Below are 21,238 nucleotides of genomic sequence, written 5' to 3' on the forward strand. Positions count from 1 at the left end.
GCCACGACTGCGGCGACCACATGACAGCCACACCGGACGCCCCCGGGTGTCCCGATCTTACGAATGATCCGAACGAACCCACGAAGAAAGGTATGGACCACCGTGACCGATCCCGCTCCGCAGGACCCGCTGCCCGCCGAGGACGACGGCGTGCTCGACCCGGCGGACTCGCTGGAGGTCGACGACCTCGACGAGGACCCGCTGGAGACCGGCATCGTCACCGCCGACGGCTACCGCGGCGCCACCGGCTACGGCACCACCGCGGCGGAGGCCGCGGCCGGGGAGTCGCTGGACCGGCTGCTCGCCGAGGAGGAGCCCGACACGCCGGACCCGGACGTCGACGACCGCTGGTCCGGCGGCCCGGGGCCGAGGGCCGGGCGGCTGGTGGCGGAGGGGACGGACCTGCTCGCCGCGGACGCCGGCCCGGACGGCGGCGCGGCCGGGGCCGAGGAGGCGGCCGTCCACCTGACCGACGAGGACGCCGAGCTCGACGACGCCGACGGGTCCGAGTCGCTGGCCGACGCGATCGGGTTCACCGCGCGGGACGACCTGCGCGACACGGACCCGGACGCCGGGGACGACTACCGCTGACGTCCTTCCGCGCCTCCCGTTCGGCCCGGTCAACAGGGCATTCGTTTCGATTTCTCCTAGCTTGTTCCATGGTCCGGTCGTACCGGTCCAGGTCCTGGGCGCGTCCGCGCCCGTCGTCCTCGAAGGAGTGGACATGACGCAGATCCCCCCGCCGATCACCCCCTACCTGGAGCCGGCCGCTGCCGAGCTCGCCAAGGCCACCGACCCGCACCCGCGGATCTACGAGGTGCCGCCGCCCGAGGGCCGGGACATCCTGCTCGGCCTGCAGAGCGGCGAGGGCGTCGAGCGCCCGGCCGTGGACGAGGAGTGGGTGACCGTCGACGCGGGCGAGTGGGGGCGGGTCCGCACCCGCATCATCAAGCCCAAGGGCGCCACCGGCCCGCTGCCCGTGGTGTTCTACATCCACGGCGCCGGCTGGGTGTTCGGCGACGACAAGACCCACGACCGGCTGTTCCGCGAGCTGGCGGTCGGCGCGGGCGCGGCCGGCGTCTTCCCGGTCTACGACCGGGCGCCGGAGGCGAAGTACCCGACCCAGGTCGAGCAGAACTACGCGGTCGGCCGGTGGCTCAAGGAGCACGGCGCCGAGCACGGCCTGGACGTCTCCCGGGTCGCCGTCACCGGCGAGTCGGTCGGCGGCTGCATGTCCGCGGTCTTCGCGAACATGAACAAGGAGCGCGGCGGCCTGGACCTCAAGGCCCAGGTGCTGCTGTACCCCGTCGCCAACGCCGACTTCGACACGCCGTCCTACCGGCAGTTCGCCGAGGGCTACTACCTCACCCGGGACGGCATGATCTGGTTCTGGGACCAGTACTCCGACCCGGACCAGCGCAAGGAGCCGCACGCCTCCCCGCTGCAGACCCCGCTGGACGACCTGCGCGGCCTGCCGACCACCCTGGTCATCACCGACGAGGCCGACGTGCTGCGCGACGAGGGCGAGCAGTACGCCAACAAGCTCCGCGAGGCTGGGGTCGACGTCACCGCCGTCCGGGTCGCCGGCATGGTCCACGACTTCCTGCTGCTGGACAGCCTGCGCGACACCCGCGCCGCCAACGTCGCCCGCAAGCTCGCGGTCGACGCCCTGAAGAAGGCCCTGCACGGCAGCTGACCGCCACGCCGCACCGGCCCTCCCCGTTCCCCGGGGAGGGCCGGTGCGGCGCGTCGGCGGCTACTCCTCCCGTTCGAACGCGGCTTCCGCGGTCTCCTCGTCCTGGGCCCGCTGGGCGGCCTGCACGAGGTCGTAGACGTAGGAGCGGCTGTCCCGGTCGCTGACGTGCGGGGCGAGGGCGCGCAGCCGTCCGGCCCAGTCGTCGATCAGTTCGTCCATGGTCTCCACTTCTCACTTCCTCTTCCGGGGGGGGTGGGCGGGGTCAGGTGGTCGGGAAGCGCAGCGCTCCGCCCCCGCCGAAGTCGAACCACAGCTGGCCGGGGTGGCGGGCGACCCGGAAGGCGATCTCGGAGCAGCGGGGGCAGCGGGCGACGGCGGCGGGGCCCTGGTCGTAGACGTGCAGGGCGGCCAGGGCGGCGTCGGTCCCGCAGCCGGGGCACAGGCGCCAGGCGGTGGTGGGGTCGGGGAGGAACAGGTCGGACAGCGGTCCGGCGAGGGCGTTTCCGTCGCGCATGGGGGGTCTCCCGGAGGGGGTGTCAGCCGAACCGTTCGGTGCGGACGCGGTCGGGGCGGTGGCCGAGGTGGACGAGCAGGCCGGCGGCCTTCTCGACGAAGGCGGTGGGGCCGCAGACGAAGGCGAGGGCCCCGTCGGCGGGTGCGAAGCCCGGCAGGTCGAGATCGGCGGCGGTGATCCGGCCGACGGGCCGGGGGTGTCCGGGCGGGGCGGTGCGGGTGTACAGGCAGGCGGCGGTGACGGCGGGGTCCTCGGCCTTGGCGACGCCGTCCAGCAGGGCACCGAACCAGCGCTGGCCGGGGTCGCGCAGCGAGTAGGCGAGGTGGAACGGGGGCCCGTCGTCGCCGAGGTCGAGCCGGGCGCGCAGCATGGCCGCGAGCGGGGCGATGCCGGAGCCGCCCGCCACCAGCAGGACGGGCCCGGGCCGTCCCGGCTTCCAGACGAACCAGCCGCCGAGCGGGCCCTTGACCTCGATCCCGGCGCCGACCGGGAAGTCCTCGGCGAGGTACGGGGAGACCTCGCCGTGCGGCGCGGGCTGGACGGAGATCTCGATCCGGTCGCCGTCGGCCGGTGCGGAGAGCGAGTAGCTGCGCACGGCCCGGTAGCCGTCGTCCGCGGTGAGCCTGACGTCGACGTGCTGGCCGGGCAGGTGGCCCGGCCAGCCGTCCACGGTCAGGTGCAGGGTGCGTGCGGTCGCGCTCTCGGGGGTCCGGGCCCGCAGTTCGGCCCGGCTCCAGTCGCTCATCGCGTCGTCCTCGCCTCAGTCGTTCCAGGTCCGCTGCTCGCGCCAGGGGTCGCCGTAGTCGTGGTAGCCGAACTGCTCCCAGAAGCCGCGCCGGTCGGTGCGGCCGAGGGTGAGGCCGGTGATCCACTTCGCGGACTTCCAGAAGTACAGGTGCGGCACCAACAGCCGGGCGGGTCCGCCGTGTTCGGCGGCCAGCGGTTCGCCGTCGTAGGTGTGGGCGATCCACGCCTTCCCGTCCCGCAGGTCGGCGAGCGGCAGGTTGGTGGTGTAGCCGCCGTAGGACTCGGCGAGGGCGTAGCGGGCGTGGGTGGTGACGCCCTCCAGCAGGGTGTCGAGGCTGACGCCGCGCCAGCGGGTGTCGAACTTCGACCAGCGGGTCACGCAGTGCAGGTCGGTGGTGACCTCCTGCTGGGGCAGGGCCAGGAACTGCTCCCACGTCCAGCGGTGCCGTCCGCCGTCCTCGGTGGTGAGGGTGAACTCCCACTGGTCGAGCGGGACTTCGGGGGTCGGCCCGGCGGAGAGCACGGGGAAGTCCTCGGTGAGGAACTGGCCGGGCGGGAGGCGGTCGCCGCGGGTGCGGCGGTGGCCGTGGAATCCGGGGGTGAGCGTCGCCATGGTCGGGCTCCTCGTGCGTACGGGGTCGGGTCAGTCCTGCCAGGTGCGCTGCTCGCGCCAGGGGTCGCCGTGGTTGTGGTAGCCGGCGGCCTCCCAGAAGCCCGGCTCGTCGACGGTGCTCAGGGTCAGGCCGCGCACCCACTTCGCGGACTTCCACAGGTACAGGTGCGGCACCAGCAGCCGGGCGGGGCCGCCGTGCTCGGGCGAGAGCGGGAACCCGTCGTACTCGTGGACGATCCACGCCTGTCCGTCGAGGACGTCCTCCAGCGGCAGGTTGGTGGTGTAGCCGCCGTGGCAGTGGGCGATCACGAAGTCCGCCGCCGTCTCGGCGTCCGCCAGCAGGGTGTCGAGGCTGACGCCGCGCCAGCGGGTGTCGAACTTCGACCAGCGGGTCACGCAGTGCAGGTCGGTGGTGACCTCCTGCTGGGGCAGGGCCTGGAACTGCTCCCACGTCCAGGCGGCGCGCCACCCGGTCTCGCTCGCGACGGTGAACTCCCACTCCGCGGTGTCGACCTCGGGCGTGGGCCCGGCGGACAGGACGGGGAAGTCGTACGTCGGGTACTGGCCGGGCGGCAGGCGGGAGGTGTCGAAGCCGCGGCGGCCGGAGAAGCCGGGTGACAGGCTCATGCGGGTCCTCCGCTCGGAACCGGGAGACGGGCGCGGGCCCGTGGGCACCGCTCTCCCCATCAAAGGCCCGTTCGACCGGCCCCGCACGTCGGGTCCGGCGGGTGCGCCACGCCCCGCCGGCCCGTACGGTGACGGTGTCGAGGGGCGGGTACGCACGGCGGAGGAGGCAGGGATGGCCACGCTCCTGAAGGGCGCGAACGTCTGGGACGGCCTGGCCGACGCACCGGGCGGGCGGCGCGACGTCCTGGTCGTCGGGGACCGGATCACCGCGGTCGAGGACGGCGTGGCTCCACCGGACGGGGCCGAGGTGGTGGACCTGGCGGGGCACACGCTGATGCCGGGGTTCATCGACTGCCACACGCACGTCACCCTCGTCCCGGCCCTCGTGCCCGCGCTGGTCTCCTCCCCCGTGGCCGTCGCCCTGCGGGCGCTGCCGGTGCTGCGGACGCTGCTGACGAACGGGTTCACGACCGTCCGCGACCTGATGACCGCGGACGGCGGCTACAACACCCTCGACCTGCGCGACGCCGTCGCGGCGGGGCTGGTCGTCGGCCCGCGGATGCTGGTGGCGCCGCACATGATCTCGGCGCGCGGCGGCCACGGCGACTTCAGCGCGGCCGTCGCCGACCAGTACCAGGGCGCCGGGCGGCCGCTGGAGCTCGCGGCGGCCGACGGCCGCGAGGAGATCCGCACCAGGGTCCGGACCGAGATCAGGGCGGGCGCGGACTGGATCAAGTTCGCGGCGACGGGCGGCTTCTCCAGCCCGTCCGACGACCCGACGCAGGTCACCTACAGCCAGGAGGAGATGGACATCCTGGTCGCCACCGCCCGCGACCTGGGCCGCCCCGCCACCCCGCACTGCTACGGCGACGAGGGCGTCCGTCGCGCCGTCCTGGCCGGGGTGCGCAGCATCGACCACGGCAACCTGGCCGGCGCGGCGACCCTGCGGCTGATGGCCGAGCGCGGCGTGTTCCTGGTGCCCACCCAGTACACCGTGCTGACCAGCGCCCGGCAGGTCGACGACGACGCCCACTGGGCGGACAAGCCGCCGCACAAGCGGGCCAAGTTCCGGCGCTACCGGGAAGCCCTGCTGGAGGCCGCGTCGGCCGTCGCCGAGAGCGACGTCAAGATCGCCTTCGGCACGGACGCGGGCATGTTCCCGCACGCCGAGAACTGGCGGGAGTTCCCCGCCATGGTCTCCACCGGCATCACCCCGGCCAGGGCCCTCCGGGCCGCCACCAGCGTGGCCGCCGAACTCCTCGGCCTCGACGACCTGGGCGTCCTCGCCCCCGGCAGGACCGCCGACCTCGTCGCCGTCCCCGGGGACCCCTTCGAGGACATCACCCTCACCGGCCGGGTCGACTTCGTCATGCAGGCCGGCACGATCCACCGGCGCCCGTGACGCTCCACGGCCCCGGTGCCACCTGCGGCGCCCGCAGGATCACCCGCGCGCTCCGGCGGAACGTAGTCGAGGGCGGAGTGGAGCCGTTCCTCGTCGTACCTCGCGCAGATCATGTCCACGACCCGCAGCTGGCCGGGCCGACCGGGGCGCCGCTCAGTGGCGCAGGCCCAGCAGGGTGGTGGTTTCGGTGCGGTGGGTCCAGGCGATGACGGCGAGCGGGGCCATGAAGAAGAAGGGGGTGCCGGCGTTCTCGCCGTGCATCGCGGTGAGTTGGACGGCGAAGGCGCAGCACAGGAAGGCGATCAGGGCGGTCGCGGCGGGGCCGGCCAGGCGGGGCAGCAGCAGGCCGACGGCTCCGGCGAGTTCGACCAGGCCGGTGAGGTACATGAACCAGTCGCCCGCCCCGATGGCGTCGAAGACGACGGTGGCGTCGTGGATCGCGAGCAGCTTGGGGGCGGCGCTGGCCAGGGCGAAGAACAGCGCGAGCAGGACGCGCAGGGTCCGGACCGTCCAGCGCAGGGCCTTGCCGGGCCGCTGCCCGGCGGCGGCAGCGGTGGCGGTGGTGGCGGCAGTAGCGGTGGTGGTGCTGGTCATCTGGGGTCTCCCCGGTGGGTCGTGGTGGTGGCTCTCGCAGGCTTCGACGGCCGCCGCCGCGTGAACTCATCGGTGCGGGGCGGGAGAGTTCTCCGGCGCCTCCGGTGGGCCCGGGCGGGCCCCGACCGGCCGGGGTTCCGTTCGCGGCGGCCGCGGTTCCGCGTACGGTCCGTGATCGGATGGTGACGCGGCGTCGAACGGGTGGCGGCAGGGCGGGCGTCCGCGTTGCGCGCGGGCCGTGGCGGGCGGACGGTGGAAGCGTCCGTGTCCGGCCACCGCTGCTCCTCTGCGTTCCGGAGAGCGCCCCATGAACCCCGTGCCCGCCAGCCCCGCCCCCGCTTCCTCCCCGCCCGTGGCGGACCCACCCGTGGCAGACCCGCACGCGACGGTCACGGAGCTGGCCGGCCTGCTGGCCGGGGCGGCCCGGGACGGTGATCCGCTGGACGCGTTCCTGTACGCGGCGGGCATGCTGCAGGCCGCCGAGGACCGGCTCGCGGGGACCTGGACGGCGCCGCGCCGCCTCGTCCGCCACCTGCAGGACGGTGCCGGCCCCGGCGGCGACCGGGCCGGTGCCGCCCTGGACCGGGCCGCGGCGGGCCTGGCCTGGCACGCCCCCGCGCTGCGCCCGGCGGTGCGCTGGACGCACGCGCTGGCCCGCGCGATCGACGACCTGGCCGCCCTGGTGCTGCGCCCGGCCCCGTTCCCGTCCGTCCTGTACCGGCAGCTGGTCCGGCTGTCCGAGCCGGCGACGGGCCGGACGGCGGTGCGCCGGGTGCTCGGGTCGGCGGTGCGCCGTCCGCCGTCCTGCTTCTGCGGCTTCGACCAGTACCCGTCCGACCTGGCCGAGTTGGCCCGCCGCTTCGACGCCGCGCGGCCGCTGCCCGCCGAACTCCCGCTGCTGGTGGTCGGGGTGCGGACCTCCGGCAGCTACCTGGGCCCGCTGCTGGCGGCGGCGCTGCGGCAGGCCGGTCACCGGGCGGTGGCCGGTACGACGGTGCGGCCGGGGCAGCGCGTCCTGGCGGGCCGGGAACGGGAGTTGGCGTGGCTGCTGGCCGTGGGCGGGCATGCCCTGGTGGTGGACGATCCGCCGGTCACCGGTCGTTCGCTGGCGCAGGTCGCGGCGGGCCTGTGCGCCCGGGGGTTCCCGGCCGGGGCGGTGAGCGTGCTGGCCGCGGTCGAGCGGGAGGTGCCGCCGATGGACGGCCACCTGTTCGTCACGATCCCCGAACCGGACTGGCGGGTAAGGGAGTTGATGTCTGCGGCGGCTGTGGCGGAGCTGGTCGGGCGCCGCGTCCCGGGCGCCGCCGGCTGGCCGCGCCTGGAGGTCGGCCCGGCCGTCCGCCCGGGGCGCGGCCTGCACCGCTCCCGGCCGGTGACCGGGTACCCGGCGGACGGGCCGCCGGTGCCGCTGCGGGTGGAGACCGTCGGGCTGGGGCACCTGGGCCGCCGGGCCGCCGACTACGCCGCCGCACTGCCCGGCCTGGTGCCCGAAGTCCTGGCCCTGGAAGGCGGGTTGATGGTCCGCCGGGAGGTCGCCGAGGCGGCCGGGGTGCCTGTCCCGGTGGAGGTCGCGGCCCGCTACGTGGCCACCCGGCAGCGGGTGCTGCCGGTCGGCGCGGACCGCAGCGGGCGGCTGGCCGGGCGCGGGCCGGTCTGGGAGGAGGCCGGACGCCTGTTCGCTCCGCTGTTCGGCCGCTGGGCCACCGCGCTGCGCCCGCTGCTGGCCGACCCGGTGGCCCGCGAACTCACCCGCGCCGCACGGCCGTACGTGGTGGACGGGCGCACCACGGCCGGGCGCTGGACGGGCCGGGGCGGGCAGTGGGCGAAGACGGACTGGGCGGAGGGCGCGTTCAGCCACCTGGACCTGGCGAGCTACGACCCGGCCTGGGACCTGGCGGGCCTGGCCGTCTCGTCCGGGGATCCGGAGCGGGCCGCCGGGGTCCGCTCCGCGTACGAGCGGCTGACCGGGGAGCGGGTCGGCGCCGCCCGCTGGTGCCTGGCCCAACTGGTGCAGATCCAGCGCGGGTTGACCGACGGACCGGCGGGGAGGTCGGCCCGGCGGCGGGCCTCCGCCCGGGCGGTGCAGGGGTTCCTCGCCGAGGAGTACCTGAGCGACCTGCCCCGGCCGCGGCCCGGGGACGGGCCGGGGGCGGGCTGGTGCGTGCTGGACGTGGACGGGGTGCTGGAGACCGACCCGCTGGGCTTCCCGGCCTCCTCCCCGCGGGGGATGCTCGCGCTGCGGGCGCTGCGGGCGCACGGCTTCCGTCCCCTCCTGGCCACCGGCCGTTCGCTGCCCGAACTCCAGGACCGCTGCCGCGCCTACGGGTTGGCGGGCGGCGTGGCCGAGCACGGCGCGGTGGCGCACCTGCCGGGCCGGGCGCCCCTGCCGCTCACCGACCAGGATGGCACCCTGGTACGGGAGTTGGCGTCCACCAGCGGCTCGCTGGACGCCGACCCGCTGGCCCGCTGGACGGCCCGGATCTCCCGGCGGCAGCCGGACGGGCGGTACACCGGCCTGGACGGGCCCACCGCCGAACGGATCGCCACCGCCGCCGGAACCACGGTCGTGGCGGGCGAGCAGCAGACGGACTTCCCCCCGGCGGGCGTCGGCAAGCTGACCGGGGTACGGTCCCTGTTGGCGGAGTTGGGCGACCCGGGCGCGGTGCCGGTGTTCGCCGCCGGGGACGGTCCGGCCGATCTGGACCTCCTGCGCTGGGCCCGGATCGGCGTGGCCCCCGCCCACGCCCCGGCCGAACTGCACTCCGCGGCAAGGGTTTCCGCCTCGTCGTACCAGGCCGGCCTGGCGGAGGGCGTGGCCCTGCTCCTCGGCCACCCCCCGGGCCGCTGCCCCCGCTGCCGCCCGCCCCGCCCCTCCCCGGGCAACCGCGCCCTGCTGGCACTGCTCGCCCTACCGGAGGCGGGCCTGCCCGGAATGCCGAAGCGGCTGCTGCAACTGGCAGCGGCAGTCGGTCGGTTGACGGCCACCGGCGAACAGGGGCGGGGATGAACGGCACGGGAGCGGGGCTGAACGGCAACGGCCGGGTCCCCGGGCACGAGCTGATGGGGGTGCGGGAGGTCGCGGGCGGGTTGCTGCTGGTGCCGCCGGGGGTGGCGGGGCGGGCGGCGGACGAGTTGCGGTTGCGGTGGGCGGCAAGGGAGTTGGGGCGCGGCCGGTGGGAGGCGGTGGCGCAGGGCTACTCGGACGTGCTGGTGGCGCGTTGGCGTCCGGCGGACGGCGGGCCGCCGGTGCTGGTGAAGTGCCCGCGCACCGGCGAGGCGGTGCGGTCGCTGGTCCGCGAGCGGGACGCGGTGGCGGTGCTGGCCGCCCAGTTGCGGCGCCCGGAGCTGCGCGAACTGCTGCCCCGGACGCTGGACTCGCGGTTGGGCGGCCGCCCGCCGGTGCTGGTGCAGGAGGTCCTGCCGGGCGTCCCGGGCGACGTGCTGCTCTCCCGCCGCCCCGAGCTGGCCGCCGCGCTGACCGCGTCCGCGTTCGCCGCCCTGGACGAACTGCGCGGCGCGACCAGCGGATCGAGCCGGGACGGGCGGTTGGTGGACGGCTGGCTGAGCCACCGGCTGGCGGTGCTCTCCGACCGGGTCCGCTGGTGTCGGGGGGCGGAGGGCACCGCGGGCCTGCTGGCCCTGCGCGCCCACCTGCGCCGCGAGTTGACCGCACACCCGACCGAAGTGGCCTGGACGCACGGCGACTTCACCCCCGGCAACCTGCTCCTGCGCTCCCCCGCCCCGACCGGCCCCGGCCCCTCCTCCGCCACCGCTCCGGACGGACCGCCGTCCACCGCCGCCCCCGGCGGGCCGCCGTCCGTCACCGGACTGGTCGACTGGGCAGACGCGCTCGCCGACGGTCCGGCGGTGGTCGACCGGGCGAGCTTCGCCCTGGCCCTGGGCTGGCTGCTGGAGGGGCGCTCCTGGGGGGAGCAGGTCGTCCACGCGCTGCGCACCGGGGCCCTGCACCGCCCCGAGATCGACGAACTCCCGCTGTCCGGCGTCCTGTTGGCCTGGCTGTGGCACGTCTCGGCCAACCTGGAGAAGTCCCGCCGCTTCGCCCGCAACCGACACTGGCTGCGCGAGGTCATCGTTCCGGTCCTGCGCGAACTCGCCGGGAGCGCCCGGCCGGACGGGCCGCTCGGCGAAGCGGGCAGCGGCGCAGCGAGCAGCGGGTGACCGACGCACTCGCGCCCGAGCGGTCCGCCGCGGCGGCCCACAGGAACCCCCTTTCGCACTGCACGGAACGGAACAGGGCGGGGCGGGGCGGGCTCAGGCGGGTGGCGGGTCGTACAGTCGGGTGCCGTCGGTCAGCATCCCGGCCCGTTTGACGTTGCGCAGGACCGAGGTGACCTCCAGGTTGGTGATCGGGGCGAGGGCGCCGAGTTTCACGGTGACGTACTCGTAGAGGTCGGCGATGTCCCGGCACAGCACCACCGCGTACAGGTTGCTCCGGCCGGTGGTGGCGGCGGCGTAGGGCACTTCGGGGTGACTGCCGACCGCGCGGCCGACGGCGTCGAGGTCGCTGGGGGCGACCTGGGCGGAGATGTGGGCCTCGGCCTGGTAGCCGAGGGTGGCGGGCAGCACCTCGGCGTCGAAGTAGACGATGCCGCTGTCGGTGAGGTGCTCCAGGCGGCGGCGGACGGTGGACTCCGACTTGCCGGTGGCGGCGGCGAGTTCGGGGTAGCCGGCCCGGCCGTCGCGTTCCAGGACGGCGAGCATGGCGCGTTCGGTGTCGTCGAGCGGGTGGGTGCCGCGGCCGGTGCCGGGCGGGCGCCGGAGCGCCGCCCGCTGCTCGGGGTCGAGGTCGCCGTGGTGCCAGCCGCCGGGGCCGCCGCGGAACATGTGCAGGAAGGTGCGGGCCGAGACGCCGGTGACCTGGCGGGTGCCGGGCAGCTTGTGGAACAGCAGCGAGTCGCGCTCCTGCCGGCTGCGGGAGCGGGTCATGCAGGCGACCTCGGCGCCGCCCTCGTTGATGCTGACCCAGGCGATGTCGGGGCGGCGGGCCAGCGCGTCGGCGATGGCGCCGGCCGCGCCGGGGACGCACTGGATCCGCAGCTGCGACTGGTGGTAGCCGACCCGGTCGGGCGCGGGCAGCGCGATCACCCGCAGCAGGCCCTCGGTGCGCAGCCGGCGGTAGCGGCGGGTCACCGTCTGGTCGGTGACGCCCAGGACCTCGGCGAGCCGACTGAACGGGACGCGGCCGTCCGTCATCAGCGCCTGGACCAGTTGCCGGTCCAGCCGGTCCAGCTCGGGTGCCCGCTCGTCGGTTCTCATCGAAATCCATCATTCCACGGGGCTGTGGCATCGGAAAGCACCGCAGAGGGCTGGCTGGATTTCCCGATCCGCATCCGGGCGCGATCTTCGGAGGGTCCGAAACCCGCACTCCCCGTAAGGAGCTTCCATGCGCAAGTGGCTACCGCTGGTGGCGATCTGTCTCGGCACCTTCATGCTGCTGATGGACGTCACCATCGTCACGGTCGCCCTGCCCGAGATGGCCGGCGCCCTGCACACCTCGTTCGCCGGCCTGCAGTGGGTCATGGACGTGTACGCCCTGATGCTCGCCGCGCTGCTGCTCGGCGCCGGCGCGCTCGGTGACCGGTCCGGGCACCGGCCGGTGTACCTGGTCGGGCTCGGCGTGTTCGCCGCGGCCTCGCTCGCCTGCGGGCTGGCGACCGGCTCCGGTCAGCTGATCGCGTTCCGCGCCGTGCAGGGGATCGGCGGCGCCGCGATGCTGGCCACCACGGTGGCGCTGATCAGCCGGCTGTACTCCGGCCGCGACCTGGGCACGGCGTTCGGGGTCTGGGGCGCGGTCAACGGTGCCGCCGCGGCGGCCGGGCCGATCGTCGGCGGCCTGCTGACCCAGCACCTGGACTGGCGCTGGATCTTCTTCGTGAACCTGCCGGTCAGCGCCGTCGCGGTCGCGATGACCTGGAGGTTCATCGGCGCCTCGGGCGGCACCGGGCGCCGGCTGGACCTGCCCGGCCTGGTGACCTTCGCGGCGGCCGCCGGGCTGGCCACGTACGCGCTGATCAGGGGCAACGAGTACGGCTGGACCTCCGGTCGGACGCTGGGCACCTTCGCGGGCGCGGCCGTCGCCCTGGCCGTCTTCGTGCTGGTCGAGTCGCGCGGTTCCGCCCCGCTGCTGGACCTGGGCCTGTTCCGGCGGGGCAGCTTCACCGGGGTGATGATCGGCTCGCTGCTGCTGTGCGGGGCCGCGTTCTCCTACCTGGTGTACGAGTCGCTGTGGCTGCAGTCGGTGCTCGGCCTCGGCCCGGTCGCCGCGGGGCTCTGCTTCGTCCCGCTGAGCGCGGTCGCGTTCGTCACCGCCGCGCTGTCCGGCCGGTTCCTGGAGGGCCGGATCGCGCCGGGCCCGCAGATCGGCACCGGGCTGCTGCTGATCGCGGCCGGGGCCGGGGCGCAGGCGGTGATCGGCGCCGGTTCGGGCTGGGGCGTGCTGCTGCCGGGGCTGGCGGTCACCGGGGTGGGCGTCGGCCTGGCCACCCCGACGCTGGTCTCCACGGCGGTCACCGCGGTGGGCCACCAGCGCGCGGGCATGGCCAGCGGTGCGGTGAACACCGCCCAGCAGCTCGGCAACGCGCTGGGCGTCGCGGTGCTCGGGGTCGTCTTCCACGCCGGGCTGCGGTCCGCGCTGCAGGGTCCGGCGGGTCTCGCCGACCCGTCGGCCGCCGAGTCGCTGGCGTCCGGACGGGCGGGCGAACTGGTCGGGCGCGCGGCCCCCGCCCTGCGTCCGGGGGTGGAACAGGCGGTGCACGCGGCCTTCGCCACGGGGCTGCGCTCCGCGCTGCTGGCCGCCGCCGCGATGGGGCTGCTGGGCGGGCTCGCGGTGTTCGCCCTGGTCCGCCGCCCGGACCCGGCCGACGGCGGTGACCGGGGCTGGTCCGACGGCGGTGAGCAGAGCTGGTCCGAGAGCGGCGAGCAGAGCTGGTCCGAGAGCGGCGAGCAGAGCTGGTCCGAGGGCGGGCCGGTGGGCTGGAAGGCGTAGCCCTCCGCGCCGCTCCGAACCCCTTCCGGACCGTCGTCCGGCCGGTGTGGATCCGCCACCGGCCGGACGGCGGTTCAGTGCTGCCAGACGCCGACCCAGGCGACGTGCAGTTGGGCGCTGTCGGTGCCGGCGGGCGGGGCCTGTTCGAAGCCGACGGCGAGGTCGATCAGGAGTTCCATCGGAGTGTTCGGGATCTGCGCGGGGTCGGTGACCTGGAAGCGGGGGGTGCCGTCGACGTACCAGGTGAGGCCGTCGGGTTCCCAGTCGACGGCGAGGACGTGGTAGCCGCCGGCGAAGTCGGCGGGGCCGTAGCGCTGGTGGGCGACGGTGTCCCGGCCCTGGGGGGTGGTGGTGTGCAGGTTGAGGTCGACGTAGCGGTTGGAGTTGATGAACTCGGCGACGTCGATCTCGGGGAGGCCGCCGCGGGTGGCGGCGGGGAGCAGCCAGAAGGCGGGGAACGTGCCGGTGGGGTCGGCGGGGGCCTGGACGGCGGCGGCGACGTAGCCGTAGGTGAAGGTGTGCCGGGGCGGGGCGTTCCAGCTGTCGCGGCCGGTGGAGACCATGCCGGACGTCCAGGGGTGGGTCTTGCCGTCGCTGCCGGTGGTGGGGCGGCGCTGGGCGGTGAGGGTGAGCGCGCCGTCGGCGACCGAGACCTGGCCGGGGCGGTACCACTCGCTCTCCCGGTTGCCCGCGTTGGTGCAGCCGTCCTGGTTCCAGTCGTAGCAGGTCGTCCAGTTCGCCGGGTTCAGGGTGCGGCCGGTGAAGTCGTCCTGGAAGACGGGGTGCCAGGGGCGGGGGCCGGCGGGCGGCCGGGCGGGCGGTTCGGTGGCCGGGAGCCCGGTGGGGGCGGGGGCGGAGGCGCCCTGGTCCTGCATGCTGCCGACGGCGGGTCCGCCGCAGGCGGCGGTGGCGGTGAGCAGCGCGGCGGCCGTCCAGATCCGGCCGCGGCCGGGACGCCGCCCCGAGTGCCGGGCCGGACGCCGGGCCGGGTGCTCGCGACCGGCTCGACGGCCGGGCTCGTCGCCGGGTTCTCCCCCGGGCGGTCCGGTCGGCGGTCCGGTCGGCGGGCGCGGGCGCGGGCGGCGCAGGGTCGGCAGGGTGAGCGCGGTGGTGAGCACGGCGAGGGCCAGCACCACCCGGGCGGCGGTGAACTGCCGTGCCAGGTAGAGGGTTTCGGTGGTCAGGGCGGTGAGCGCGGCGCTGGCCGCGACAGCCAGGACGACCGTCGACCACCACTCGCCGGGGCGCAGCGCGGGGCGGGCGAGCCGGAGGAGCGCGGCGCCGGGGCAGCCGAGCAGGAAGGCGGCGACGGCGGCCACCCGCAGCGGGTTGGCGGCGGGCAGCGCGGTCGCGGCGAGCGCGGCCCAGCCGGACCCGGCGAGCAGCAGCGGCCGGGGGTCCGGGCGTCGCCACCGGACGGTCTCGACGACGGCTCTGCTCATGGCGTGCCTCCTTCCGGCGCGGGGGCCGGCGCGGGCGCGGCGGGCGGCGGTCGGTACTGGTAGACGACGGCGTCGGCGCTGCGGTGGACGGCCCGCAGGGTGGGCAGGTGGGCGGCGGTGTACTGGATCTCGTCGGTCGCGCCGGCGGGGAGCAGTCCGGTCAGTTGGCAGGCGGCGAACTGGGCGCGGGTGAGCACCAGGTAGGAGGGCGTCCCGGCGGGGCCGGCGGCGAGGGCGTCGGTGAGGGCGGTCTCCGGATCGGTGACCAGGAGCTTGCGGTCGGCGGGGTCGGCGTCGACGAGGATGGTCCACTGGTGCTGGTCGTAGTGGAGTTCGCCGCCGGGTTCGTCGGAGGTGAGGGAGACGATCCGGGAGCCGGGCGGGGTCGCTTCGGTGGCGTACCGGACGGCGGCGGCCTCCTGCGGGCTGAAGTGGTTGACGGCTTCCTTGCCGTAGTAGCCGAACAGCAGTCCGCCGAGCAGGGCGGTCAGGACGGTGCCGGTGACGGCGAGCCGGACGGGCGGGCGGGGCAGGCCGGACGGACGGGCCGGGCGGTCCGGGCCGGGCGGGCGGGGCGGGCCCGGGGCGAGCAGCGCGGCGATCAGGAAGGCGGTGACGGGCAGCGCGAACAGGTAGGCGCGGAACAGCATTTCGCCGTCGTAGCCGTTGGCGAGCAGCAGCACGAGCGGGGCGAGCAGCAGCAGCGGCAGGGTGGTGCGGCGGGCCCGGCGGCGGCGCAGGACGGCGACGAGGGCGAGCAGGAGGACGGCGGCGGTGGTGGCCCGGTCGATCCAGGAGGCGAGGACCTGTCCGGGGGCGGCGGCGCCGAGTCGGGCGAGGCCGGCGACGGCGTTGCGGTCGGGGGCGGCGAGGGCGGTGATCAGGCCGTGCAGGTTGGCGGCGACGAACGGGCGGGCGACGGTGGCGTCCCAGGCGACGGTGAGGGCGAGGGCGGCGGCGAGGACGGGCAGCACGGTGCGGCGGTTGCGGCGGGGCAGTGCGAGGACGGCGAGCGAGCTGACCAGCATGACGGGGGTGAGCTGGTGCGAGGAGGCGATCGCGGCGATCAGCGCGAGCAGCAGCGCGTACGGGCCGGGACGCCAGCCGAATCGCCCCACTCCCCGTCCTTTCAGCGAGAGTTGACGCATCGTCAGGGCGATGACGGTGACGTACAGCAGGTAGGCGAAGGCTTGCGGGGAGAAGTAGTCCTGGCCGACCCAGGAGGTGGCGTAGTACAGCCAGAGGGCGCACCACACCAGTCGGCGGTCGCGGGTGAGGCTGCGGAAGAGCAGCAGGAGCGGGCCGAGCAGCAGCAGGTTGGCGATCAGCGGGTACCAGGAGGCGTAGCCGAGGGCGGAGTGCAGGCCGGTGGCGCGCAGCACGAGGGCGTGGAGGGCGAAGAAGCCGGGCCACTGGTTGTAGACGTCGAGCTTCCCGGCGTCGGGGACGGTGCCGCCGTGACGGAGCATGGCGTCGACGACGGCGACGTGCTTCCAGGCCCAGGAGTAGCGCAGGGTGGGGTAGAGCAGGCTGGGGGTGGCGTGCACGAGGGCGATCAACGCCAGGACGTACCAGGCGAGTCGGCGCTGCGGCAGCCAGGGGGTGCGCAGGGCGGCGAGGAAGCCGGCGGTGAGGACGGCGAGCGCGGCGTAGTAGGCGGGCGGCAGGGCCTGGAGCAGGCCGAGGTCGCCGATCCGGTCGAGGCGGGTGGTGCGCAGGGCGAGCAGCCAGAGCAGGACGGCCAGCGGCAGCGCGGCGCGGACCGTCCAGGACCGCCAGGAGAAGGGCCGCCGGGGGAAGGACTGCCGGAGGAAGGGCCACCGACGTGAGTCGGACGCGGTGGACGGATCGGACGCGGCGGCCGGGCGCAGCGGGGTGGCGCCGGCGGGCGGGGCGGCGGCGGGGGCGATCCTGGCGGGTGCGGTCACGGCGGTCCCCTGTCCTTCCTGGCGTTCCTGCTGCTCCTGGCCTTCCTGAGGCCCCGGGCGTTCCGGGCGTTCCGGGTGTTCCTGGTGCTCGCCGCCGGGCGTCACCGGCTCGGCGGGCCGCCGGTGGGGCGGCCCAGGCGGGCGCGCAGGCGGCGGTAGGCGCGCCAGCCGAGGGTGGCGGCGCTGTCGCGGAGCGGGCCGGTGCGGGTGGCGCGCAGGTGGGTCCAGTCCTCGAAGGTGCGGGCGGGGGTGGTGCGCATGACCATCAGGCGGCAGATCCGCAGCGGGTCGTCGGCGGGTGAGCTGAGCGCGTTGCCGACGGCGGCGGCGGAGGTCCAGCCGGCCCGGGCGGTCTCGCGGCGGACGGCGGGGCTGTGGTAGCCGTGGGGGTAGGCGAAGGCGGTGGCGGGGTGGCCGAGGGCGTCCTCCAACTCGTGTTTGCTGTCGGCGACTTCCTGCCGGAGCCGGTCGGGGCGGGCGGTGTCGAGCGGCAGGTGGGTGCGGGAGTGGCCGCCGATCTCCAGGCCGAGGGCGTCGAGGGTGGCGACCTGCCGCCAGTTGAGCATCGGGGTGGGGGGCAGCAGGCTGCCGCCGGGGAGGGCGCCGGGGGCGTGGATGGCGCCGGTGGTGAGGTAGACGGTGGCGGGGAGGCCGCGGTCGGAGAGGATCGGGGCGACCGTCCAGTAGAAGTCGGCGTAACCGTCGTCGAAGGTGAGGACGGCGCAGCGGGCGGGCAGCGGGGGTCCGCCGTGCAGGGCGGCGACCAGGCGGGCGAGCGGGACGACGGAGAGTCCGGCGTCCTGGAGGCGGTCGAGCTGGGCGCGGAAGGCGTGCGGGGGGACGGTGTAGGGGGCGAGCCAGTTCGGCGGGTCGTCGGACACCGAGTGGTAGAGCAGGACGGGGACGGCGTTCACGGCGCACCCCTTTCCTGATGGTTCGTCAACTGCCGTGCGGTTCCCGCGAGGTAGCCGCCGGTGGTGAGCAGGACGCCGGCGGCGAGGGCGGCGGCGGTGCCGAGACGGCCGTGCAGCAGGGCGTGGCGCAGGGCGGTGGGGACGGTGCGGCGCAGGTAGGCGCGTTCGCTGGCGAGGGCGGGTCCGGGGCCGGCGTGCCGGGCGACCATCGCCTTGGAGCGTCCTTCGGCGAGGCAGCGGGCGGCGAAGTACCGTGCGGTGGCGCGCTGTCGGGGAACGTGGTGGCGGACGGCGGCGGCCGGGTCGTAGTGCATCCGGGTGCCGGGATGGCGGGCGGCCAGGCGCAGGCAGAGTTCGGTCTCCTCGCAGCCGAGCGGGCGGCGGCCGACCCGGCCGAGGTCGGTGCGGAAGCCGCCCGCGGCGCGGGCCGCCTCGGTGCGGAAGGACATGTTGGCGCCGATCAGGTTGCGGACCCGGTCGGGCCGCCGGGGCATGCCGCTGTGGCTGCAGCCGACCACCCAGTCGAAGGCGGGCGGGAACCAGCGGGGGCGGCCGTGCTGCCAGCGCGGGGCGACGAGTCCGCCGGCGCCGAGCACGTCCGGGTCGCGGTAGGCGGCGAGCAGGGCGGCGCTCCAGCCGGGGCGGGCGGCGGCGTCGTCGTCGAGGAAGGCGGTGACGGTACCGCGGGCGGCGGCGAGGGCGGTGTTGCGGGCGCCGGACAGGCCGGGCCGCTCCCGGTTGGCGAGCACCGTGACGCCCTCCAACTCGTTTGCCATCCACAGGAGTTCGTCGTTGTGGTCGATGACCAGGAGCAGTTCGCCGGGTGGCGGCTGCTGGCTGCGCACGGAGTCGACGGCGGCGCGCAGCAGCGTCCAGCGTTCCGGGGTGTAGGCGCAGATCGCGACGGTGAGGGCGGGGCGGGGGGTCATGTCGGTTCCTCCTCGGGTCGGGGGCGGGGGCGGCCGGGTGCCGGGGCCGGTCCGAGGAGGCGGGGCAGCGCGGCGAGCAGCGGCAGGGCGAGGGCGCACTCGGCGATCAGCCAGGCGGCGCCGATGCCGGTGAGTCCGAAGGCGGGCAGCAGGACGGCGGTGAGGGCGATGACGGTGGTGGCGAAGGCGAGCCGGATGCCGATCATCCAGGGCAGTGCGCGGCGGACCCGGGCGACCTGGAGGACCACGTTGGGCACGGTGTTGGGGATCGCGGACAGCGCCATCAGGCGCAGCGCGGTGCTGCCGCGGGCGGCGTAGTCGGGGCCGAACAGGTCGAGGATCCAGGGCGCGGCGGCGGCGATCGGCAGGGCGGCGGCGGTCACCAGCAGGGCGGAGTGGCGCAGCAGGCGGCGGGCGTGCTCGCCGAGCCGGGCGGGGTCGCGGGCGCCCTCGACGACCAGCGAGTGGCCCATGCTGAACGCGGCGACGTACAGGGTGGAGGCGATCACGTAGGCCAGCGAGTAGTAGGCGCTGCCGTCGGCGCCGAGCCGGTCCAGGACCATCAGCGGCAGGACGGTCGCGGCGGCGAAGGTGCACAGGTTGCCGAGGTAGTCGGCGCCGGTCCAGCGGGCGATCCGCTCGGCCGGGCGCGGCTCCCGGCCGTCGACGGGGGCGGCCTGGTGGGCGGGGATGGCGTTGCGGAACAGCACGGCGTTGGTGAGGACGATGGCCAGGACGAGGGCGACGGCCCAGGACAGCAGGATGCCGGTGCCGACGGCGAACGCGGCGCACAGGGCGAGCAGCGCGGCCTTGGCGACGGCGAACAGGGTGTTCTCGCCGAGCACCCAGCCGGCCCGGCGCACGCCGGTGAGCGCGCCGTCCTGGAGGACGAACACCGAGTAGCCGGCGGTGGCCGCGACGAAGGAGACCGCGAGGACGGGGCTGCGCAGCTCGTCCAGGGCGGGGGCGACGACCGGGACGAGCAGCAGGAACGCGACGGCGACGACGGCGCTGACGGTGGTGCTGACCAGGTAGCTGCGCAGGACCAGGGCGCGGGTGCGGCGCCCGGCGGTGGGGACGAAGCGCACCAGGGCGTCGCCGAGGTTGAGGCTGCCCAGGGTGGACAGGAACATGGTGGCGGACAGCGCGGCGTAGCTGCGGCCGACGTCGGCGGCGCTGTAGGAGCGGGTGGCGAGGATCCAGAACAGCGAGCCGAGCCCGGCCGAGAGGATCGAACTCGCGGCCAGCAGGTGGCCGTTGTGCAGCAGCGGTTCGCGTCGGGAGCGGGCGAGCAGCGCCCGGGCCTCGGCCTGCAGCAGCGTCGGGTAGCCGCACTGGCAGGGAAGTTCGACGGGGTGGGCGCAGCGGGTGCGCCGGTCGACGGCGCTCATCGGCCCGCCCCGTCCGTGAGTTGACTCTCCGTCGGTTCGCGCTGTGCGTAACGGCGTTCGGCCCGGCGCCGTTCGGCGATCCGGCGTTCGGCGAGTCGGTGCTCGGCGATCCGGGCCTCCGCGCGGCGCTGGGCGCGCAGGCTGCGCAGGTAGCCGAGCGGGCCGTACAGCAGGCCGAGCAGTTCGCGGCGGCGCAGTGCGCGCAGCAGCGGGTCGGGGTCGCCGGGCTCGACGGTGACGGCCGCGGTGGTGGCGGCGGTGTCCGCGTCCGTACTGGCACCCGCACCCGTAGCCGTACCCGTACCAGCGGCCCGGTGCGCGGTGCGCCACAGGCCGCGCGGGAGCAGCGGCAGCAGGGTGGCCAGCAGGCGGGGTCGGCGGTGGACGGCGGCGGCGAGGTAGGCGCCGAAGCCCGCGCCGAGGCCGAACGCCTGCCGGGGCAGGGTGTCGAGTTCGCGCCGGTGCGGGTGCCAGACGATCGCGTCGGGCCGGTAGCTGACGGTGTGTCCGGCGGTCAGCACCAGGTGGAAGGCGAGCAGGTCCTCGCCGCCGAGGGCGGGGGTGCCGGTGCTGGTGGCGGGGTCGAACCCGCCGACGGCGCGCAGGACTGCGGTGCGGAAGGCCATGTTCGCGCCGGTGCCGAGCCGGCCGGTGGCGAAGGGGTGGAGCGGGTCGCCGGTGCGGGTGCGCAGGGTGTAGTCGCGCGGGGTGAAGCCCTTGCCGTAGCCGCCGTAGCGTTCGAGCAGGAGCTGGGCCCGGGTGTCGAGTTCGGCGGGCAGCACCAGGCCGGTGACGCAGGCGGTGCGGGGCGCGGCGCGGAAGCCGGCGACCAGGGCGGGCAGCCAGTGCGGGTCGAGGATCAGGTCGTCGTCGGCGAACGCGCAGATCTCGCCGCGGGCGGCGGCCAGGCCCCGGTTGCGGGCCCGGGCCAGGCCGGGCACGGGTTCGCGCAGGTAGCGCACCCGCCGCCCGTAGCGCTGCGGGAGCAGCCGGCGGACGGTGTCGTCGGCGGGGGCGTTGTCGACCACGATGGCGTCCAGGTAGGGGTAGCGGGTGCGCAGCAGCGAGTCCAGGCAGCGGGTGAGCAGGTCGGGGCGGTCGTGGGTGCAGACCACGACGCTGACCACGGGCTCCTCGCCGGCGGGGTCGTCCTCCGGCGCGGGGGCCGGGTGCCGCGCGGCCGCGTCGAACCGGCGGTGCGCGGCGGCGTGCAGGGCGGCGCCCAGCCGTTCGGGGTGGCCCTCGGGGGCGCGGGCGGTGACGGTGCCCAGCGGGCGTCCGGCGGCCCGGACCAGGGCGAGGGCCTGCCGGCCGGTGAGGCGGCAGGGGCCGCCGCCGGGGCGGCGCAGTTCGCCGGGGCGGGTGAGGTCGAGTTCGGCGATCCGGACCGGCGTCTCGCCCGACGGGGCGGCGGGTGCGGGCGTGGTGTCCACGG

The 21,238-nt window shown here is 75.9% G+C and carries 19 protein-coding genes; 6 read left to right on the forward strand and 13 right to left on the reverse strand.

Annotated elements, in window-relative coordinates; translation table 11 throughout:
• Window positions 1-102: 102 nt before the first annotated feature.
• Together ABD345_RS35500 and ABD345_RS35505 are read left to right on the forward strand one after the other, a co-directional pair.
• A complete protein-coding gene (locus ABD345_RS35500; RefSeq protein ID WP_344558368.1) occupies window positions 103-591 on the forward strand; it encodes a DUF5709 domain-containing protein in 489 nt (162 codons plus the stop codon).
• A 133-nt stretch (window positions 592-724) separates the two neighbouring features.
• A complete protein-coding gene (locus tag ABD345_RS35505; protein ID WP_344558369.1) occupies window positions 725-1,696 on the forward strand; it encodes an alpha/beta hydrolase in 972 nt (323 codons plus the stop codon).
• A 60-nt stretch (window positions 1,697-1,756) separates the two neighbouring features.
• Here ABD345_RS35505 and ABD345_RS35510 read toward each other — a convergent pair whose 3' ends face one another.
• The 5 genes from ABD345_RS35510 to ABD345_RS35530 are packed head-to-tail and all read right to left on the reverse strand — an operon-like array spanning window position 1,757 to window position 4,197.
• Window positions 1,757-1,924, reverse strand: a complete 168-nt coding sequence (locus ABD345_RS35510) for a hypothetical protein (protein WP_344558402.1) — start codon at window positions 1,922-1,924, stop codon at window positions 1,757-1,759.
• A gap of 34 nt (window positions 1,925-1,958) precedes the next feature.
• Complete coding sequence (locus ABD345_RS35515; protein ID WP_344558370.1) at window positions 1,959-2,210, reverse strand: DUF6510 family protein; 252 nt, start codon at window positions 2,208-2,210, stop codon at window positions 1,959-1,961.
• 22 nt (window positions 2,211-2,232) lie between these two features.
• The gene (locus ABD345_RS35520) at window positions 2,233-2,955 is read right to left on the reverse strand and encodes an FAD-binding oxidoreductase (protein WP_344558371.1); all 723 of its coding nucleotides are present in this window, start codon (window positions 2,953-2,955) and stop codon (window positions 2,233-2,235) included.
• A 15-nt stretch (window positions 2,956-2,970) separates the two neighbouring features.
• Window positions 2,971-3,570, reverse strand: a complete 600-nt coding sequence (locus tag ABD345_RS35525) for a sulfite oxidase-like oxidoreductase (RefSeq protein ID WP_344558373.1) — start codon at window positions 3,568-3,570, stop codon at window positions 2,971-2,973.
• Window positions 3,571-3,600: 30 nt separating this feature from the next.
• A complete protein-coding gene (locus ABD345_RS35530) occupies window positions 3,601-4,197 on the reverse strand; it encodes a sulfite oxidase-like oxidoreductase (protein ID WP_344558374.1) in 597 nt (198 codons plus the stop codon).
• A gap of 172 nt (window positions 4,198-4,369) precedes the next feature.
• On the opposite strand from ABD345_RS35530, the gene ABD345_RS35535 reads away from it, so the two are divergent.
• Window positions 4,370-5,599 carry a metal-dependent hydrolase family protein gene (locus ABD345_RS35535; RefSeq protein WP_344558375.1) on the forward strand — a complete coding sequence of 410 codons (1,230 nt, stop codon included), beginning with the start codon at window positions 4,370-4,372 and terminating at the stop codon, window positions 5,597-5,599.
• Window positions 5,600-5,752: 153 nt separating this feature from the next.
• Here ABD345_RS35535 and ABD345_RS35540 read toward each other — a convergent pair whose 3' ends face one another.
• Window positions 5,753-6,193, reverse strand: coding sequence for a DoxX family protein (locus ABD345_RS35540; protein ID WP_344558376.1), 441 nt, complete (start codon window positions 6,191-6,193; stop codon window positions 5,753-5,755).
• Between the two features lie 367 nt (window positions 6,194-6,560).
• On the opposite strand from ABD345_RS35540, the gene ABD345_RS35545 reads away from it, so the two are divergent.
• Window positions 6,561-9,200, forward strand: a complete 2,640-nt coding sequence (locus ABD345_RS35545) for an HAD hydrolase family protein (RefSeq protein ID WP_344558377.1) — start codon at window positions 6,561-6,563, stop codon at window positions 9,198-9,200.
• Entirely contained in the window at window positions 9,197-10,372 is a 1,176-nt protein-coding gene (locus ABD345_RS35550; protein ID WP_344558378.1) for a phosphotransferase, read from the forward strand. The genes ABD345_RS35545 and ABD345_RS35550 overlap by 4 nt, the downstream gene beginning before the upstream one ends.
• Window positions 10,373-10,465: 93 nt before the next feature.
• On the opposite strand, the gene ABD345_RS35555 is transcribed toward ABD345_RS35550, so the two are convergent.
• A complete protein-coding gene (locus tag ABD345_RS35555; protein ID WP_344558379.1) occupies window positions 10,466-11,470 on the reverse strand; it encodes an Lrp/AsnC family transcriptional regulator in 1,005 nt (334 codons plus the stop codon).
• Window positions 11,471-11,597: 127 nt separating this feature from the next.
• On the opposite strand from ABD345_RS35555, the gene ABD345_RS35560 reads away from it, so the two are divergent.
• Window positions 11,598-13,199: an MFS transporter gene (locus tag ABD345_RS35560; protein WP_344558380.1), complete on the forward strand. Its 1,602-nt coding sequence runs from the start codon at window positions 11,598-11,600 to the stop codon at window positions 13,197-13,199.
• 74 nt (window positions 13,200-13,273) lie between these two features.
• Here the strand turns inward: ABD345_RS35560 and ABD345_RS35565 are convergent, their stop codons facing one another.
• The 6 genes from ABD345_RS35565 to ABD345_RS35590 form a co-directional block, all read right to left on the reverse strand.
• Window positions 13,274-14,641: a glycoside hydrolase family 16 protein gene (locus ABD345_RS35565; RefSeq protein WP_344558381.1), complete on the reverse strand. Its 1,368-nt coding sequence runs from the start codon at window positions 14,639-14,641 to the stop codon at window positions 13,274-13,276.
• Window positions 14,638-16,569, reverse strand: coding sequence for a glycosyltransferase (locus ABD345_RS35570; protein WP_344558382.1), 1,932 nt, complete (start codon window positions 16,567-16,569; stop codon window positions 14,638-14,640). Before ABD345_RS35570 ends, ABD345_RS35565 begins: the two co-directional genes overlap by 4 nt.
• Before the next feature lie 101 nt (window positions 16,570-16,670).
• Window positions 16,671-17,483, reverse strand: a complete 813-nt coding sequence (locus ABD345_RS35575) for a polysaccharide deacetylase family protein (protein WP_344558384.1) — start codon at window positions 17,481-17,483, stop codon at window positions 16,671-16,673.
• Window positions 17,480-18,412, reverse strand: a complete 933-nt coding sequence (locus ABD345_RS35580; RefSeq protein WP_344558386.1) for a glycosyltransferase family 2 protein — start codon at window positions 18,410-18,412, stop codon at window positions 17,480-17,482. The genes ABD345_RS35575 and ABD345_RS35580 overlap by 4 nt, the downstream gene beginning before the upstream one ends.
• Window positions 18,409-19,803: a lipopolysaccharide biosynthesis protein gene (locus ABD345_RS35585; RefSeq protein WP_344558388.1), complete on the reverse strand. Its 1,395-nt coding sequence runs from the start codon at window positions 19,801-19,803 to the stop codon at window positions 18,409-18,411. Before ABD345_RS35585 ends, ABD345_RS35580 begins: the two co-directional genes overlap by 4 nt.
• On the reverse strand, window positions 19,800-21,236 hold the full coding sequence (locus ABD345_RS35590; protein ID WP_344558390.1) for a glycosyltransferase family 2 protein: 1,437 nt from the start codon (window positions 21,234-21,236) through the stop codon (window positions 19,800-19,802). The genes ABD345_RS35585 and ABD345_RS35590 overlap by 4 nt, the downstream gene beginning before the upstream one ends.
• Between the last annotated feature and the right edge of the window lie 2 nt (window positions 21,237-21,238).

It is taken from the genome of Kitasatospora saccharophila (assembly GCF_039529925.1).
Lineage (GTDB): Bacteria > Actinomycetota > Actinomycetes > Streptomycetales > Streptomycetaceae > Kitasatospora > Kitasatospora saccharophila.

Bases quoted from the DNA above. Each gene is read 5' to 3' on its own strand.
- ABD345_RS35560 (WP_344558380.1), top strand. From the start codon at position 11,598: ATGCGCAAGTGGCTACCGCTGGTGGCGATCTGTCTCGGCACCTTCATG.
- ABD345_RS35530 (WP_344558374.1), bottom strand. From the start codon at position 4,197: ATGAGCCTGTCACCCGGCTTCTCCGGCCGCCGCGGCTTCGACACCTCC.
- ABD345_RS35535 (WP_344558375.1), top strand. From the start codon at position 4,370: ATGGCCACGCTCCTGAAGGGCGCGAACGTCTGGGACGGCCTGGCCGAC.
- ABD345_RS35550 (WP_344558378.1), top strand. From the start codon at position 9,197: ATGAACGGCACGGGAGCGGGGCTGAACGGCAACGGCCGGGTCCCCGGG.
- ABD345_RS35585 (WP_344558388.1), bottom strand. From the start codon at position 19,803: ATGAGCGCCGTCGACCGGCGCACCCGCTGCGCCCACCCCGTCGAACTT.
- ABD345_RS35505 (WP_344558369.1), top strand. From the start codon at position 725: ATGACGCAGATCCCCCCGCCGATCACCCCCTACCTGGAGCCGGCCGCT.
- ABD345_RS35555 (WP_344558379.1), bottom strand. From the start codon at position 11,470: ATGAGAACCGACGAGCGGGCACCCGAGCTGGACCGGCTGGACCGGCAA.
- ABD345_RS35515 (WP_344558370.1), bottom strand. From the start codon at position 2,210: ATGCGCGACGGAAACGCCCTCGCCGGACCGCTGTCCGACCTGTTCCTC.
- ABD345_RS35525 (WP_344558373.1), bottom strand. From the start codon at position 3,570: ATGGCGACGCTCACCCCCGGATTCCACGGCCACCGCCGCACCCGCGGC.
- ABD345_RS35580 (WP_344558386.1), bottom strand. From the start codon at position 18,412: ATGACCCCCCGCCCCGCCCTCACCGTCGCGATCTGCGCCTACACCCCG.
- ABD345_RS35520 (WP_344558371.1), bottom strand. From the start codon at position 2,955: ATGAGCGACTGGAGCCGGGCCGAACTGCGGGCCCGGACCCCCGAGAGC.
- ABD345_RS35565 (WP_344558381.1), bottom strand. From the start codon at position 14,641: ATGAGCAGAGCCGTCGTCGAGACCGTCCGGTGGCGACGCCCGGACCCC.
- ABD345_RS35540 (WP_344558376.1), bottom strand. From the start codon at position 6,193: ATGACCAGCACCACCACCGCTACTGCCGCCACCACCGCCACCGCTGCC.